Genomic DNA, 15,996 nt, shown 5'->3' on the forward strand with positions numbered 1-15,996 from the left:
CGCATTGGAGCCTGACCCCATTAATGAATTTTGGTGCCTGGCACCGAAAAAGGCACCGAAAAATAGCAAACTTTAATGCGTTAATACTTTAATATAAATAAACCTTCTAAAACCACGAAATAAGACCATTCGAAAACTCGAATGGTCTTATTTCACGGCAAAAAGGATGGGCCATTTTATCTTAAAGGTATTTAACCGCAGCAATAATAATCATCACCCATGAGGCAAGGAAGGCGATGCCGCCGAGCGGAGTGATGGCTCCCAGCACGCTGATTTGGGTAAGTGCCAGGACATACAAGCTGCCGGAGAACAGAATAATTCCTGTAAGCATAATCCAGCCGGCCGTAGGAATAAGGCCTGCCTCGGGAAGCTTATCTGCAAGGAATGCAATGACAAACAATCCGCCAGCATGGAACATTTGATAAGTTACACCTTTTTCCCAAATCTGTATGTACTTTTCTGGAATTTTCCCTTCTAAGCCATGTGCTCCAAAAGCACCCAATGCTACTGATAAGAAGGCATTCACAGCTGCCAATACAAGAAAAATTTTCATTTTATTCGACTCCTATCACACAACCATTCTTAACTCTATCTTACATTAGGAAAACAAAATTTCAATCAAAGCAGGCAGCAGTCTCACAAAATTGTTAAATTTGCCGGCTTCTTTCTCTTCTCAAAGAAAATTGGTCTACGAATATGGCTACAATTGTGCCTAAAACTAACCCATTATTTAAGAGGGAAATTAACAGCGGCGGTACTGATGCAAAGGCATCTTCCGGTGTAAACATAGCCCCTACACCGGTTAAAAGCGCCAAGCCAATGACAGTTCTAATTCTTCGATGATCCTTATATTGATCATATTCAGACAGTGCCATTCCTATCATGCTTGAGAAAATAACAAAATTAACAGCAAAGCCCACCGGAGTCGGCAAGGCAGAAAACGTTTGGATAACAGAAGGTATAAAGCTAATCCCAATAATCAAGAGGCTTCCTAATATAAAAGGTTTTTTAGATGACAGCTTTGTCGTAGAAATAAATCCGGCTGCTCCAGAAATCGGAACAGGGCCGATCGCACCGAACACTCCGCTGATCATATGGTTAATAGCTGAGGCAAAACCTGCAGACTTTGAGTGATCCTTATGTGTTTCTCCTGTCAGCTTTTCCACCGCAATTTCAACTACCTTAATGCTTGCCAGCATATTTACAATGAGTAGTATCGTGATAAAGAAGGCAGTTGGAAGCAAGCTCCAATCCAAAAAAGGCGGGCCAAAAGGAAACCACCTTGGGTAAGCCAGCACGCTTTCAGCAGCTTGGATGGGCTTAGCCTCGCCAAACAAATAAAACAAGATCCACCCAAATGCAAGGCCAATTAAAATCGAATATTGTTTTAAAAATGTTTCTTTTCTTCTAGATAAAAATAATGTGAAAGCAATGGTTATCATGGCGAGTAAAAACACAAATAAATCCACCTCATTGCTTTTATAGCCCACTCCCATTATTCCACCTACGATCGGACCACTTAACTGAAAAACCAAAAGCAACAAATAGGTTCCTGTTACTACAGGGGTAAACAGTTTTGCTAACTTTTGAATCCATCCGAAAAGGCTGAACAAGAAGAAAAAGCCCGCACTCATATACATGGCACTTTGAAGAGCTCTCAACGTCTCAATATTGGAAGCATATAAAGTTGTACTTAAACCCGCATAAATGGCAAATACTCCCCACCATAATCCAGCCGGCCCTTCATTTATCGGCAAACGGTGCCCATATAAACTTTGGACTAAGGCTGCTACCCCAAGGACAAAGACTGTATTTTGAACAAGCACGGCTGTGTCTTCAGGACCTAGAGAATAGGCTTGTGCAATTGCAATTGGCACAACAATTGTGGAAGTAATAATAAAAGCCATCCACTGCAAGGCAGCAAAAAATAATTTCACTTACATCGATCTCCTCTAACTTCCAATTATATAAGGTTCTTTTAAGCGTTTCCATGCTGCAAAATGGTTTTAATTGTAAGGAACTGATCTATACGATAGATATACTTATTAAAAAGAGCACTGCTAAGTTCCTTTTTCCTTCCTTTCCTAGGATATCATACTATCACTAATATTTAGAAAAAAACCCCTCTTCCCTCCCTTAAACTACCAATATCTTTAAACAGTTAGAATAGTTAGCGGTTTCTCAATCGGTAAAAACTACCTCTATTCTTCCCTCCTATTCTTTGGTTTAATAGCCTTATGAAAAACTTTATATCTTTTAATCTCATTTTGTTGGTCGTTGCCCTTGCCTTTGGAATTAGCACAACTGCCGTTGCTGCTGGGAATACATACACCGTGAAAAACAGTGATACAATGTGGAAAATCGCTTTAAAATACCAAGTTGGAGTGCCAGAAATCATCGAAGCCAATCCTCAAATCAAAAACCCTAATATGATCTATCCTGGTCAATCTGTGAAAATACCTGCTGTTCAAAATACAACATTAAACTTTGAAAACCAGGTCGTAAAACTAGTAAACCAGGAAAGAGCAAAATATGGGTTAGCTCCTCTTAAAGAAAATTGGGAGCTTGCGAGAGTAGCCCGCTATAAATCAGAAGATATGAGAGATAGAGGCTATTTCAGCCACACATCTCCTACTTACGGCTCGCCTTTTGATATGATGAAGAGCTTTGGTATCCGTTATACTGCAGCAGGAGAAAACATTGCAGCTGGACAAGCTACTCCGAATGAAGTGGTAAAAGCATGGATGAATAGTGAAGGCCACCGCAAAAACATTCTATCTTCTACTTACACAGAAATTGGGGTCGGCTATGTAAAAGGCGGATCTTACGGACATTATTGGACACAGATGTTTATAAAGCGATAAGAGTAAAGGAGCCCAGAAAGGGTTCCTTTTTTCTTAAGAAAGTTTAGTTAATTAAGTTAACGTGGTAAAAACTAGCCATTGATGTCCAGCGCAGGCGGACAAGACGTCCTAGTGCCGGCAGACATAAGGACGTGACGCCGGCCAAGCGCTTCGGCCCTTAGGTCATAAGTAAATCCGCCCGAGAAGGTTAATGAACAACCCTTCCAGCCGACTCGCCCGAATACTTATCGCCGATATGCGGAAGCCTTGCGCTTTTCGTTCTTTGATGTAAATTTCAAAAAAATCATGAGCTCAAATGTTCACGATTTGTACAATGTTTTCAAGTGATGAATCGTTTATGATGAAATAGACTATATAAAAAGAATAGGTGACTGTTATGTTAAAAACAGCTATTGGCAGATTACGTGTGATTGGAATATTAGAGGGGATTTCCTATCTTGTTCTTCTTGGAATCGCAATGCCCTTGAAGCATTTTATGGATATCCCGATGGCCGTTACCATTGCAGGTGGATTACATGGCGGTTTATTTGTTTTATTTGTCCTTTCTACAGCTGAAGTGAAATTTAGACATAAATGGTCATTCCTTTGGGCAATTGGTGCCGTCATTGCCTCCGTGATACCATTTGGGACATTTGTGCTAGACAGACAATTAAAAGAACGGATGGTTTAGGTTAGACAGGAGACCGGTGTAAGAAAAGTGTTGTTGATGTCGATTTAGTTGGCTTTTATTGATTTGATGCGAAGTTCAAAGATATATTCTATTTTCGAAGATAAGTATTATAAAATTACATTTTGGAAATAAGTTAAAAAAGCTTAGATACTTTTTAGAAAGCAAGTCTGAGAGTGTTTTTATTAGTAAATAAGCTTTTTCCCAAAAGTCGACGCTAAAGACGGATAGGTTATAAGATATAAAAACGCATGGATAGAGGGACATCCATGCGTTTTTATATCTTTGCGAAAACTATTAGGGCAGAAGCAATTAATCAATTTTCCCTAACAGGTTTGAAAATGTCCTTGAATTGCCAGAAAGTTACCGATTGATTACCGTCTATTCCAACTACACATTTTCTTTCAAATTCACCTTGTTTGCAGATAGACTTTAAGAGCATCCGTTAGACCATTCATACCTTCACTTGTGTGAATCATATAGTGGTCCCCTTCAAGATGTGTATCAAACCTTTTAAAGCCTTCACTATGCAAAAAATCTTCAAGATCTGTTATTTTTTCTGAAACGGAAAGAAGTTTTTTTAGGCCTACATAATTGTCATTTACGTATACCTCATAGCGGTCATGCCAAGTATTTGTATCGAAAGCCAGACTGAATTCCTCATCTGGCTGTTTAGGGTAATAATGAAAATACATATTAAACCTCCAAAAGTTGTTTATCATCATTGTTTCCTTTTCCAAACAGATTATGAAGGCTGTCCTTTTTTGGAGATTATTACTAACGAATACTAAAAATCAAAAATTGAATCGCCGTTTGCATCACTTTCTTTGGAAGATGACGATTGTTTTTTGGAAGGCGCTGATCCCATCATTTTTTGCAGCTCCCATTGATCTACTAGGGGATTCGTTTCCTTTTTAGGTTGAATAGCGGGCTGGTGTTCACTTGACTGTTGTTCAAGAATTACCTCACATAATGATTGAACAACCTGTATGTGCATTCGGATTAACTGCTCATCTCCAGCCTTTTTTGCTTCACCGATCTCTTTTTCCATTTTATGTATCAAAGCTGAAATATGGATGTTCATAGTGTTCCTCCGTAAAAACAGATTATGTTTTTTATTTTAACAGAGCGATTACATTAATTGTTTACCTTTTTCTCTTATCAACAAATTTTAAGCATGGTGCTCCTGAAGCTCGTTGTACTTGCAAAGAAGGGTCAGCCTTAGATTTAAATCCAAATTCTTTACATCCGTTCGGGTACTGCCTATCCCAAGTTATATAAAAATGTTTGCAAGCCATACAATTTATTTTCGTATTCATATTTTCACCATTTTGCTTTTCCCTTATTATATCAAGGTATCGAAAAGAATCCTTCTTTCTAGTTTATCTTTCCTTTTCTATATTAATGAGATGTTGGTCACATTTTACGAAAAAAGATGTTTTATACAGGTGTTTTCGGGATATTGATTAATAAACCTTTTAAGGAGGGAATAGAAATGAAACCAGTTGTAAAGGAATATCAAAATGAAGATTTATTAAAAAATGATGTGAATGACCTGCAAGCTAGAGGAGTTTCTCCGGAGGATATTTATGTTTTATCACATGATGATGAGCGGACAAATCGAGTTGCCGATGTTTCAAATGCAAGTACCATTGGCTTAAATGAGATGGGATTAGATACAGCAGTTGGGAACTTATTTATGAAAAAAGGGGACGAGCTCCGAAATAAGATTCAAGAAGTTGGATTCTCTTCACAAGAAGCTGAGGTATATGAAGAAAAGCTGGATGAAGGGAAAATCCTTTTATTCGTCACTGACCACCAAAAAGCAAGTGACTGGAGACTTTAGTTGAAAATACTTCAAGTATTCTAAAACTATGTACATCAAAAAGAAAGACCTTCGATTTTCTGAAGGTCTTTCTTTTTTTTATTTAACTGATGATGCCTGAACAAATACATTCTCTGGTATTCCATTATTTATATTGTAAAGAAGGAATACACCAGTCGATCTCTTCTTTGCCCTGATTCCTAAGAAAATCATTAGTTTTTGAAAAAGGCTTGCTCCCGAAGAAGCCTCTGCTTGCTGAAAATGGACTTGGGTGTGGGGATTCTATGATGTAATGCATATCTATATCAATCCACTCTTTTTTTGCTTGTGCATGTTTTCCCCATAAGATGAATACCGCAGGCTCATCTCGTTTATTTAAAGATTTAATCACTTCATTGGTGAATGTCTCCCATCCTTTTCCTTGATGTGAATTGGCCTTTCCCTTTCGTACTGTCAGAACGGTATTTAATAATAGCACTCCTTGTTTGGCCCAATGAATAAGGGAGCCGTGGTCAGGTGTATCACATCCTATATCTTCTTTAAGCTCTTTGTAAATATTTCGCAAAGAAGGCGGGATATTTACCCCAGGCTGGACAGAAAAGCTCAAACCATGTGCCTGATTTGGACCATGATAAGGATCCTGTCCTAAAATCACTGCCTTTGCCCCTTTAAAGGTTGTATAATGCAGAGCATTAAAGATATCATTTGCTGGAGGGTAAACCGTTTCATTTGTATATTCTTCTTTCAAAAACTCTCTTAACTGCAAATAATCTTCTGTTTGAAACTGGTCCTCAAGCACGTCAGACCAGTCATTTTGCAAAATCTTTTTCATTAAAAAGCCCCTCTCCCCGAAAATGGTTTTCCGGTCCATGTCTCTCGGCATTTCTTTCTCTCCTACCCAGATCATATCACAGGAAAAACGTCTATTTATATTTTTCGATAAGTGAAACTTTCGTTTATTTGATATTTTTACCCCGCTTATCGTTAGCCCATGCCATCAGACGCCAGCGAGCAGTGTTTCTCCCATATTCTTTAGTTCCTGAAAAGCAAAGGACCGATCATGGGTTCATAAGCCTTGAGCTGACTGGTAATCCGTCCCAGACAATCTCGCTTTCGGCTTCCCGCTGCTTAAGCTCCGGCAATTCGAGTAACGTGAAAAAATTTTCCTGTGGGAGCTCACCCAACTGATGTTTATCACATAATACCTTTAAATAGTTCTCACGCTTACCAGATAGCTGGGCGGATTGGTTCTGTCCATCCTCAGCAAAAGCATAAATGACGCTTGCTACAGGGACCCGTTTTACGCGGGATTCCTCCGCTGCTCGCAGGAAGAAATCCCAATCCCAATAATTATGTACATCAGGATCAAAATAACCTATTTTCTCATGCAAACTCCTTCGATATAGACTGCCTGAAGGGACATAGGTTGAGAAGCGCCTCATTGCAGCTAAATCATAATGATAAGCAAATAAACGGCGTGTCTTTGGAATTCTCTGTTTTCCTTTTTCCCTAAACGTTACGATTTCAACATCTGAATAGACTAAATCTGCATCCGCTATTGCCTTCACCATTCTTTCTATATGCCCAGGAGTAAAGAAATCATCGTCATCAGAAAGCATAATGAAATCCCCTGTCGCCTGCCTCACACCTATATTCCGAGCATTAACATGCTTTACATTTTCGTCTAAATGGATAATGTTTATTGGAAGGTCATGATAGTAACTGGCCAATGATTCTACCCTTTCTCCTCCATCATTTACAATAATAATTTCAAAAGGTAAATAAGTCTGAAGCGAAATCGTTTCTATTAATTCCGCTAACTCTTCTTTCCGATTATAAGTAGTAATGACGATTGATACTTTCAATATTCGGCACCTCTTATCTTCTGTTTCTAGTTTAATGATGTTTGTTTTCATTCACAGCGGGAATAGGATAAACAAAGGAGTTGTTGTTAAAATGAAAACATTTATAGTTGAAAACGGCGTACAAGCCAGTGAAATTATTAATAATTTAACAACTAGAGGAATTGAAAAGCAAGACATCTTCTTATTTGCCCATGATCCTGAACGTTCAAGGCATCTAACAGATGGCACAGATACTAAAGAAGTCGATGTAGGGCAGCAGGGAATTTTTGATTCCTTGGCCAATGTCTTCCGGTCTCGAGGCGATGAATTACGCTCTAAAATGGAATCAATTGGTCTATCACAGCTCGAAGCAGAAAAGATGGAAGAAGAAATGGATCACGGCAAGGTTATCATTGTTGCTAAAGAACACTAGCATTTACGAAGTATTTACTTACGGTACCAGGTACCTTTGTTACCTGGTACCTTAAATATTTATTTAACAATCAGATTAAAATTCATGACTCCGTGGCCAGGACCGCAAAATACTGAACATTGTCCGGCAAATTCACCTTTTTCTTCTGCTATAAACTCTACTGTTTCGCCATCTTTTAATTGCTGATTTATACCATACAAGGTAATGCCATGCTCGATTTCATCATTACTTTTTAACGTTAATTTTACCGTGTCTCCTTGGCTGACGGTAACTTCTTCGGGTTCAAATTTGAAGTCCTCCGGGTTATCCCCTGAGTAGCCTGTGATCGTTACTTCCTGGACTTCTCCTGTTTCTTTTACATCTGAAGTTTTCTCTTGAGCTTCTTCCTTTGAACGGCAAGCTGTCAAAATAAGGATCACAAGTAAGATTAAAAATCCCTTTTTCATCATTTCCTCCTACCCCTTGTCATTTAAAAAACAGGGCTATAACTAGTGTACAGCACCTGTTCCTTTATGCGATTACAATTCAATTGTGAAAAAGTTTTAGTTATTGTGATAACCAGCAGGATGCTTTTGAAACCAGTTCCAAGCGCTTTCAATCATTGTTTCAAGCTTTGCATAGCGAGGCTTCCATCCCAGCTCCTTCATTGCTTTATCTGAAGAAGCAATCAATTTGGCTGGATCTCCAGCTCGCCGCGGCGCTACTACTGCAGGAATAGGATGACTGGTTACTTTTCGGGCCGTGTCAATTACCTCTTTTACTGTAAAGCCATTTCCATTTCCTAAATTATAAATACCGCTTTCATTTGTTTGACGCAGTTTATCTATCGCAAGTAAGTGAGCATCTGCCAAATCTGTTACATGAATATAATCTCTAATACAAGTTCCATCATGTGTTGCGTAGTCATCTCCAAAGATCATAATCTTATCTCGTTTTCCTAAGGCAACCTGAAGAATAATTGGGATTAAATGGGTTTCGGGATTGTGATCCTCTCCAAGTTTCCCCTCTACATGCGCACCTGCTACATTGAAGTAACGTAACACGACATATTTGATTCCGTATGCTTTCTCAGACCATTTCAGCATTTTTTCGATAGCCAGCTTTGTTTCCCCATAAGGATTTGTAGGCTCAGTTGGTGTATCCTCAGTGATCGGCATTTTTTCTGCTTCACCGTATGTAGCCGCTGTTGAAGAAAAGACGATTTTTTTCACGTCATATTTGTTCATTGTTTTTAAAAGGCAAAGAGCACCATATACATTGTTATCATAATAAGTTAAAGGATCTTCTACACTTTCTCCGACAAGTGAATCTGCTGCAAAATGCATCACAGCTTCAATTTCATTTTCACTGAAGATTCGATCTAAGAAAGCTTCATCTCTTAAATCCCCATGATAAAAATCAGCTTCCTGTAATATTGCTTCTTGGTGTCCTTTTTGCAGATTATCAGCAACAACCACCTTTTCTCCACGATCTAACAGTTCAGAAACAGCATGACTCCCAATATAACCAGCACCACCGCATACCAAAATAGACATAAGCAATCTCCTCCTAATTTTCTGAAATACTCTGTACATTATTATACAACAAATCTATTATTTCCTCAGAAATAATTCAAAATTGATTGGATATAGATGCTTAACCTATTAAACCTTTCATACTAAAAAAGTTCTAATTATTGAGTGATGATTTTTCAGTTAGTTTGCCTCTAAGATGATCGTCCTATTAAAAACACGAACATTGTACTCTTACCCAAACCTTTATATAATTAATTTAGACCTGCTCAAAGATTGGTCATTTTTTCGGATGGAGGTTTTTCATATGACAATGCCTAAAGCATTAACTATAGCTGGCTCTGACTCAAGCGGCGGTGCCGGAATACAAGCTGATTTAAAAACATTTCAGGAGCATGGTGTTTATGGAATGTCAGCTTTGACTGTTATTGTGGCAATGGACCCGTACAACAATTGGAATCACCAGGTCTTTCCTGTTGAAGTAGATACGATAAAGCCTCAAATTTCGACAATTGTTGAAGGTGTTGGGGTAGATGCAATGAAAACAGGTATGCTGCCGACACCTGAAATCATACGGCTTGCAGCTGAGACGATCAAAAAACATCAGCTTAAAAATATCGTCGTTGATCCAGTCATGGTTTGTAAAGGGGCAGATGAGGTTCTTTACCCCGAACATGCGGAGGCGCTTCGTGAAATTTTGACACCTTTTGCAACTGTTATTACTCCAAACTTGTTTGAAGCTGGACAGTTAAGCGGACTTGGTTCTCTTACAACAGTAGCACAAATGAAAGAAGCTGCCGCAAAAATTCATGAGCTGGGTGCAAAATATGTATTAGTTAAAGGCGGCGGAAAGCTAGAGCATGATAATGCCCTTGACGTGCTTTATGATGGTAAAGACTATGAACTTCTAGAAGGTGAACGTGTTGAAACTTCGTTTACTCATGGTGCAGGCTGCACATACTCTGCAGCTATTACAGCAGAGCTTGCAAAAGGAACAGAGGTAAAGGAAGCGATCTACGCAGCTAAGCAATTCATTACATCTGCTATACGCCACTCTTTCCCTCTAAATCAATATGTTGGACCAGTGAAACATTCAGCTAAGCGTATGCACGGTGAATAATGAAGGGTTTTTAAGCAATTTTTGCTGCTCCTGGAGCAAAGTTAAGGGAATCTCTTGAGATTAAGAGGACAGATGTAGGACTACCAGCAATCGGTGTAACACCGATTGCTTTTTTGTTAATCTTCCTAGAAATAACAAGCTTTTTCTGCTGATTTTTTTCTTTAAAATATACCAACTTTTGAAAAGAAAAAAGCAATTCAACACTTGTCTCGTTTACTTCCACAGAATTTTTTAAATGAACGATATCTTTTTCTGGCATGGCTATTCTGTCACACTGACCTCCATTTCTTTAGCCGCTTTTCCTTCTTGATCGCTAACCATTATATTTGTAATACCAGGTTTCACACCTTCCACCAAAACAGAATCACCTTGTTTTGTTACTTTAACTAATTTTGGTTTATCTACTTTCCATCTCAATTTCCCATCATGTTTAAGCCAGTCTGGTTTTACTCGGGCTTTTACACGTGCACTTTCACCAACCTTTAAAGTTACTTTTTCTTCAGATAAAACAATTCGTTCTACTTTATTCTCTTGAGGCTGTTCCCTCCAAACCGAATTAAGATGAAAAAAATGAAGTGAATTAACTTCTACATTTCCACCTTTTGAATATAGTTCAATGGCGGCGTTCGTTGGTTTTGTATAAATAAGATTAGTAAATACAAATTCGCCTTTATTTACAAATATTTCAATTGAAGACTCATCTACTAAGCCTCTAATTTTAATCTGTTTTCTTTCCACTGGGTAATGGGTTTTGTAGCGGGTCCCAAACTTAAATGGATTCCCATTTCGGTCAATCAATGTTTCTAGTCCTGCATTAGAACGATCTAGGAAAATTTCTTCACTATTTGTATTTACACCGAAAACTGTTTCTTCATCTTCAGATTTCCGAAGACGTATCCCAAACTCCTCGACTTGATCCCATTCAATAGTTGCTTCAAATTCATATGTTGTTCCTGAAAAAGCTTCAATTGGATGGTTTCCTTCCAATTTAAACGATCCAACATAATGGGCATCTGCTCTTAACCTCTTCATCTCATTAATAGGCTCCTGAAAGAGCTTGATACTACCATCCTCGATTGTCCTAAGGGCTAGCTCACGTGGAATGGACATGGAACCCATCCATGGTTTAGTTGGCGATTGGTATGGATATCTCCAGTTTGACATCCATCCTAACCAAATTCTGCGCCCATTTTCTATATTCGAGAATGACTGAGCCGCATAAAAATCTTGTCCAAAATCAGTTGTCAGTACTTTTTCTGGAGGGTTTTCATTTATAAATTGGGTTCCATCAAACTCACCAATAAAATATTGAGCTGTAGAACCATTTGTAACATCGTTATCACCAATGCTGACATGAAGAAGCCATTTTACATTGTTCTTGTCGCCATTAACAGGTAAACGGAATAAATCAGGACATTCCCATACTGCTACATGGGAGCCTTCATTATCACCAAAACGACTTTGGTATTCCCAATCAATCAAGTTGTCAGAATTATAGAACGTAACACTTTGATTTGTTGAAACGGCCATTACCCATTTGGATGTTTCTTCATGCCAGAACACTTTTGGATCGCGGAAGTCTTTTATCCCAGGGTTTTTGATAACTGGATTGCTTTCATAACGCTCCCATGTTCTCCCATTATCTTTACTATAAGCGATACTTTGCGCTTCCCCGCCTGTTGTATTCGTGTAAATGGCTACTAATCCCGGCTTGCCATTGAAAAAACCAGTTGAATCATTCCAATCTACTACAGCACTGCCTGATAGCGCTTGACCTAACTCGTCATGTTCTAAAGCAATAGGATAGTGTTCCCAGTGCATCATATCATCACTAATCGCATGAGCCCAAGTTCCATTTTTCTGATGAAACAAATGATACTCTCCTTCAAAGTAAATAAGCCCATTCGGATCAGCTAGATTTCCAGAGGGGCTCGAGAAATGATATTGGGGACGATACAATTCAGTATAATAACCAGAATCCGCTTTTGGTTTATTGTAAACGCTTTCAATTTTCATATCAACTTCCACCTCTCCTCTTAATAAAACTAGTATAGCCACTAATAAAAACATCGCAACTAACGCACCTAACGTCCTTTTAAATTTCAAAATCTATCGATTCCTCCCTCAATATAACTGTATAGACTATCTCTCCTCTTTTATATTTATTTTGGTCATCACGTCTTTAATAAGCTCACATTAGTCAGCCATATATGTTCGAAGTCAAGGAAAAGCAGAAGCGCCTTGCTCAGCCTAGGGTGAGCAGTCGGGCGAGCTTCACAGAAAGGCGTTTTTTCCTTTCTTTGACGCTTGGCCCTGAGACCTCAAGCGGGCTAGACGCTGCAGCTGGACAACTATAACTAACTTTAACACGTTAATACTTTAATTAACTTAAACTTTCTGATCTCATCAATAAGAGGCACCTACTAAAGCCGGTGCGCTTGCAGCTAGAATTAACATTGCTTTTCCAGAAAACCAATGTTTAGACTTTTGAATTTGCCAATATGGTTCCTTCTTTAGTCATAACAAGAAATTTCCAATACTATTTTAAATGTTCATAGATTTGGAGATGATATGCTGTAATTTCTTATTCTTATATCACCGTCTAATGAGAAAATGGATACTTTCTCACAAACTTTATCTGAGAAAATTAAGCTTGATAATGCATAATTGCCGTCATTAACAAACATTTCCACTGAGGAAGCGTCAACAATAATTCGTAAGTTAATTCTTTTTGAATCATGAATTTTTACTTCTTGGCTGTTTGCAAAGATTTCTGAGAAATGTACCTCGCCCGAATCTTTTCTATCCAGCGTTAATAGATTTTTCGATGCATCTATCGTGACTGTTGTTTTTTGCGTTTCAGTGTAATATAAAACTAATCCAAATTTTTCAGCGTTCAAATTGTCAATGTTTAAGACGATTTCTAAACTCGATTCATCGATTTCGATTGTTTTTTCCACTTTACTTATGATTATTTCATCATAAATCTCATACTTTTTAGTAAAATAACGATCTAGTTCTTTCACCGGTTTTTGGACAATCTTTAGTTTGTCTTCAATATATCTTAATGTCAGAACCCTTGGTAAGGTCATCTGACCTCTCCATCCTTGACTCGGAACTTGATTTGCATATCTCCAATTACTCATCCATCCGAGATAGATTCTCCTGTTATCTTCCCTGGGAATATCAGAAAAGCTTACACCTGCATAATTATCTTTTCCGAAATCCAACCATAGAACTTCATTGTTGCTATTATCAGCGGTGAAGGTCGATCCATCAAAGGTACCAATAAAATACTGTGTTCGTGAACCTTTATCAAATAACGGATTATCCCCAATGCTCACAAGTAATACCCATTTTTTTTCATCGCTGTTTTCTACGTTTAACTCAAATAGATCTGGACATTCCCACACACCTTCATGGGAACCAATACCTTCTCCGAATTCGCTTTCAAGCTGCCAGTCTATTAAATTAGGAGAAGAATAAATGGTAATGGTCTGTCCTGTTGCCAATATCATGATCCATTTTTCACTTTTGCTATGCCAAAAGACTTTAGGATCTCTAAAATCTACTTTTGTGGAATGTTTAAGTACAGGATTACCCTCGTATTTTGTCCAGGTTCTGCCTTGGTCATAACTGAAGGCAAGGCTTTGTGACTGAACAGGTTCAGTTTGATTTGGTTCAACGAAATGATGAGTGAAAATCGCTATCATCCCTGGCTCTTCAGGGAAAAATCCAGAAGAGTTATGCCAGTCAATGACAGCACTTCCTGAAAAAATGGTCCCCAGTTTATCTGGATACAGAGCAATATCCAGTTCTTCCCATTTAATCATATCTTTACTGACAGCGTGGCCCCAATGCATGGGACCCCATTTACTATCATGTGGATTGTGCTGATAAAATAAGTGATATTCTCCCTTGAAATAGATCAATCCATTAGGATCATTCAACCAATTTTTTTTTGGAGAATAATGCAAACTTGGTCTATATTTTTCTATATTTATTGTTTCCACTGTCAACTACTCCCTTTACTTTTTATTTCGATCGTATTCACTTTGTTTAATCTCAAGCCATCTATCCAATTTTAGTCTATCTAATTCTGCTAAATATTCAGTCCATTCCTCCTCTACTTTTCCACTTTTAATCCACTCAGCTCGTTTACGGTTTACATATGCAAATAGATCTGTTTCAATGGTAGATAATTCTTTGATATTCTCTAAAGAGAAGAAAACTTTTGGAAAGGTATTATCTGCCTTCATATGAGGAACCATGACTTCTTTCATTAAATCAAGCCTCCAAGCAGCATCATCGGGCATAGTGGTAACCGAACCGTAATATTCATCCAGTATAGCTAACGGACCGCCAATGTTTGTTTTCTGTCTAAGCTCTGCTGGTGCAGCACCGTCTAGCGGAAGATGTTTTAACATGCCTGCACTTTCATCGAACTCGAAAATATTTTGTTGTGATTCATCACCGTAGGTACCCCAGTTATTTTGTACGGATTGAATAGGGTCGTACAATTGATCAATCCATTTGGCGGTTAACTCTACATTTTTATTGGCACTTGTAATAACCATTTTTCCTCTGTCAAAACCAATTCCGTTTGTTCTCGTAACATTTTTTTCTCCGCTTGGTCCTGCAAGTGGATTCATGAGCTTGTATTTATCATTAAATCCAGTAATGTTTGATTTATCCCACGTGAAATATAAACCGTATTTTTCCTCTTTTCCTTTTGCAAGATAAGTATTGAAGTCCTGTTCAAATGCTTCTTCATCGATAAGGCCTTCTTTATATAATTCATTAAAGTACTTAATCGCTTCTTTATAACCATCTTGGTTAGCCGTAAATGTTACTTTTCCATCGTTTGTAACAACCGTATGATCCCAGTTATCGCCTAAGCCAAAGGAGCCAAACAAAAAGGCTAAATCTTCCCCTCCATGGTTAATAATAAATGACATAGGAATTTCGTCCGCCTCGCCGTTGCCATTCGGATCCTGTGTTTTAAACGCAATAAGAACTTCTTTTAATTCTTCTGTAGTTTTCGGCATTTCTAACCCTAGTTTTTCCAACCACTCTACATTAATCCATGGGAATGTATCAACAGAGTGAATGCTTTCTTTCCCTTCACCTAATTCTTCAATCCATGGAAATGAATAAATATGCCCATCTGATGCAGTAATCATCTTTCGATATTCTGGGGCTTGCTTAAGCACCTTTTTGAGGTTAGGCATGTGTTCTTCAATCAAATCTTCAACCGGGATGATTGTACCGTCGCTGCCCAGCTTCTGAAGATCATAATCACTAAAGGTGGCATCCATAATGGCATCTGGCAGATCACCGCTCGCAACTGCTAAATTTCTTTTTTCTATAAAAGTATCTGTTGTGTAGTTTGTCCAATCAATATGGATACCTGTTTTCTCTTCTAATCTCTGATAAATTAATTTCTCATTTGGATCTTTAGGTGCAATAGGAGAGCTTTGTGTCATAAACTTTAAAGTTACTTCCTCCTTTAAAGGAAACTTCGTATCAGCAATCTCGTATTTCTCCGAAGACGAAGTGGTGGTACTGTTGCTGCATGCAGTTGCTAATAAGGCAGCGATAGACAATAGTGAAATTGTCTTGAACATTTTTTTCATTACATAACCCCCATTTTAATATTTATTTTGGTAAAACTGTTGGTACCAGAAATCGTAAGGTGGGACTGGAAGCACTTCTTAAAAGTCCCTTATGTT

17 protein-coding genes are annotated in these 15,996 nt (G+C 38.2%); 5 read left to right on the top strand and 12 right to left on the bottom strand.

Features of this window, described 5'->3' with window-relative positions; all coding sequences use genetic code 11:
- Positions 1-181: 181 nt before the first annotated feature.
- Positions 182-553 carry a DUF423 domain-containing protein gene (locus IC621_RS05725; protein WP_191156639.1) on the bottom strand — a complete coding sequence of 124 codons (372 nt, stop codon included), beginning with the start codon at positions 551-553 and terminating at the stop codon, positions 182-184.
- Between the two features lie 94 nt (positions 554-647).
- A complete protein-coding gene (locus IC621_RS05730; protein WP_191156641.1) occupies positions 648-1,937 on the bottom strand; it encodes a purine/pyrimidine permease in 1,290 nt (429 codons plus the stop codon).
- 300 nt (positions 1,938-2,237) lie between these two features.
- Here IC621_RS05730 and safA point away from each other — a divergent pair, with 300 nt between their 5' ends.
- Both safA and IC621_RS05740 read left to right on the top strand, forming a co-directional pair.
- Complete coding sequence (gene safA, locus IC621_RS05735; RefSeq protein WP_191156643.1) at positions 2,238-2,864, top strand: SafA/ExsA family spore coat assembly protein; 627 nt, start codon at positions 2,238-2,240, stop codon at positions 2,862-2,864.
- 376 nt (positions 2,865-3,240) lie between these two features.
- A complete protein-coding gene (locus IC621_RS05740; protein ID WP_191156645.1) occupies positions 3,241-3,534 on the top strand; it encodes a DUF3817 domain-containing protein in 294 nt (97 codons plus the stop codon).
- 407 nt (positions 3,535-3,941) lie between these two features.
- Here the strand turns inward: IC621_RS05740 and IC621_RS05745 are convergent, their stop codons facing one another.
- The gene (locus tag IC621_RS05745; RefSeq protein WP_191156647.1) at positions 3,942-4,226 is read right to left on the bottom strand and encodes a hypothetical protein; all 285 of its coding nucleotides are present in this window, start codon (positions 4,224-4,226) and stop codon (positions 3,942-3,944) included.
- Between the two features lie 92 nt (positions 4,227-4,318).
- Positions 4,319-4,615 carry a YwdI family protein gene (locus tag IC621_RS05750; protein WP_191156649.1) on the bottom strand — a complete coding sequence of 99 codons (297 nt, stop codon included), beginning with the start codon at positions 4,613-4,615 and terminating at the stop codon, positions 4,319-4,321.
- A 411-nt stretch (positions 4,616-5,026) separates the two neighbouring features.
- On the opposite strand from IC621_RS05750, the gene IC621_RS05755 reads away from it, so the two are divergent.
- Positions 5,027-5,377, top strand: a complete 351-nt coding sequence (locus IC621_RS05755; RefSeq protein WP_191156651.1) for a general stress protein — start codon at positions 5,027-5,029, stop codon at positions 5,375-5,377.
- A 124-nt stretch (positions 5,378-5,501) separates the two neighbouring features.
- On the opposite strand, the gene IC621_RS05760 is transcribed toward IC621_RS05755, so the two are convergent.
- Both IC621_RS05760 and IC621_RS05765 read right to left on the bottom strand, forming a co-directional pair.
- The gene (locus IC621_RS05760; RefSeq protein WP_191156890.1) at positions 5,502-6,188 is read right to left on the bottom strand and encodes a uracil-DNA glycosylase; all 687 of its coding nucleotides are present in this window, start codon (positions 6,186-6,188) and stop codon (positions 5,502-5,504) included.
- A 226-nt stretch (positions 6,189-6,414) separates the two neighbouring features.
- The gene (locus IC621_RS05765; RefSeq protein ID WP_191156652.1) at positions 6,415-7,221 is read right to left on the bottom strand and encodes a glycosyltransferase family 2 protein; all 807 of its coding nucleotides are present in this window, start codon (positions 7,219-7,221) and stop codon (positions 6,415-6,417) included.
- Between the two features lie 91 nt (positions 7,222-7,312).
- On the opposite strand from IC621_RS05765, the gene IC621_RS05770 reads away from it, so the two are divergent.
- Complete coding sequence (locus IC621_RS05770) at positions 7,313-7,633, top strand: general stress protein (protein ID WP_191156654.1); 321 nt, start codon at positions 7,313-7,315, stop codon at positions 7,631-7,633.
- A gap of 59 nt (positions 7,634-7,692) precedes the next feature.
- On the opposite strand, the gene IC621_RS05775 is transcribed toward IC621_RS05770, so the two are convergent.
- Both IC621_RS05775 and galE read right to left on the bottom strand, forming a co-directional pair.
- On the bottom strand, positions 7,693-8,079 hold the full coding sequence (locus tag IC621_RS05775) for a cupredoxin domain-containing protein (RefSeq protein WP_191156656.1): 387 nt from the start codon (positions 8,077-8,079) through the stop codon (positions 7,693-7,695).
- A gap of 96 nt (positions 8,080-8,175) precedes the next feature.
- The gene (galE, locus tag IC621_RS05780) at positions 8,176-9,168 is read right to left on the bottom strand and encodes a UDP-glucose 4-epimerase GalE (protein WP_191156658.1); all 993 of its coding nucleotides are present in this window, start codon (positions 9,166-9,168) and stop codon (positions 8,176-8,178) included.
- Between the two features lie 283 nt (positions 9,169-9,451).
- Here galE and IC621_RS05785 point away from each other — a divergent pair, with 283 nt between their 5' ends.
- Positions 9,452-10,264 (top strand): bifunctional hydroxymethylpyrimidine kinase/phosphomethylpyrimidine kinase, encoded by an 813-nt coding sequence (locus IC621_RS05785; protein WP_191156660.1) that lies wholly within the window; start codon positions 9,452-9,454, stop codon positions 10,262-10,264.
- Positions 10,265-10,274: 10 nt separating this feature from the next.
- Here IC621_RS05785 and IC621_RS05790 read toward each other — a convergent pair whose 3' ends face one another.
- From IC621_RS05790 to IC621_RS05805, 4 genes are all read right to left on the bottom strand, one after another.
- A complete protein-coding gene (locus IC621_RS05790) occupies positions 10,275-10,523 on the bottom strand; it encodes a hypothetical protein (RefSeq protein WP_191156662.1) in 249 nt (82 codons plus the stop codon).
- Between the two features lie 2 nt (positions 10,524-10,525).
- Positions 10,526-12,370 (bottom strand): glycoside hydrolase family 32 protein, encoded by a 1,845-nt coding sequence (locus tag IC621_RS05795; protein ID WP_224752337.1) that lies wholly within the window; start codon positions 12,368-12,370, stop codon positions 10,526-10,528.
- A 446-nt stretch (positions 12,371-12,816) separates the two neighbouring features.
- Positions 12,817-14,277: a glycoside hydrolase family 32 protein gene (locus IC621_RS05800; RefSeq protein ID WP_191156664.1), complete on the bottom strand. Its 1,461-nt coding sequence runs from the start codon at positions 14,275-14,277 to the stop codon at positions 12,817-12,819.
- A gap of 15 nt (positions 14,278-14,292) precedes the next feature.
- The gene (locus IC621_RS05805) at positions 14,293-15,900 is read right to left on the bottom strand and encodes an ABC transporter substrate-binding protein (RefSeq protein WP_191156666.1); all 1,608 of its coding nucleotides are present in this window, start codon (positions 15,898-15,900) and stop codon (positions 14,293-14,295) included.
- Between the last annotated feature and the right edge of the window lie 96 nt (positions 15,901-15,996).

This window comes from Metabacillus arenae, assembly GCF_014773385.1.
Classification (GTDB): domain Bacteria; phylum Bacillota; class Bacilli; order Bacillales; family Bacillaceae; genus Metabacillus_D; species Metabacillus_D arenae.

Coding starts and splice junctions, on each gene's coding strand:
- IC621_RS05790 (WP_191156662.1), bottom strand. CDS start 10,523: ATGCCAGAAAAAGATATCGTTCATTTAAAAAATTCTGTGGAAGTAAAC.
- IC621_RS05755 (WP_191156651.1), top strand. CDS start 5,027: ATGAAACCAGTTGTAAAGGAATATCAAAATGAAGATTTATTAAAAAAT.
- IC621_RS05770 (WP_191156654.1), top strand. CDS start 7,313: ATGAAAACATTTATAGTTGAAAACGGCGTACAAGCCAGTGAAATTATT.
- galE (WP_191156658.1), bottom strand. CDS start 9,168: ATGTCTATTTTGGTATGCGGTGGTGCTGGTTATATTGGGAGTCATGCT.
- IC621_RS05785 (WP_191156660.1), top strand. CDS start 9,452: ATGACAATGCCTAAAGCATTAACTATAGCTGGCTCTGACTCAAGCGGC.
- IC621_RS05760 (WP_191156890.1), bottom strand. CDS start 6,188: ATGAAAAAGATTTTGCAAAATGACTGGTCTGACGTGCTTGAGGACCAG.
- IC621_RS05725 (WP_191156639.1), bottom strand. CDS start 553: ATGAAAATTTTTCTTGTATTGGCAGCTGTGAATGCCTTCTTATCAGTA.
- IC621_RS05745 (WP_191156647.1), bottom strand. CDS start 4,226: ATGTATTTTCATTATTACCCTAAACAGCCAGATGAGGAATTCAGTCTG.
- safA (WP_191156643.1), top strand. CDS start 2,238: ATGAAAAACTTTATATCTTTTAATCTCATTTTGTTGGTCGTTGCCCTT.
- IC621_RS05775 (WP_191156656.1), bottom strand. CDS start 8,079: ATGAAAAAGGGATTTTTAATCTTACTTGTGATCCTTATTTTGACAGCT.
- IC621_RS05750 (WP_191156649.1), bottom strand. CDS start 4,615: ATGAACATCCATATTTCAGCTTTGATACATAAAATGGAAAAAGAGATC.
- IC621_RS05805 (WP_191156666.1), bottom strand. CDS start 15,900: ATGAAAAAAATGTTCAAGACAATTTCACTATTGTCTATCGCTGCCTTA.
- IC621_RS05740 (WP_191156645.1), top strand. CDS start 3,241: ATGTTAAAAACAGCTATTGGCAGATTACGTGTGATTGGAATATTAGAG.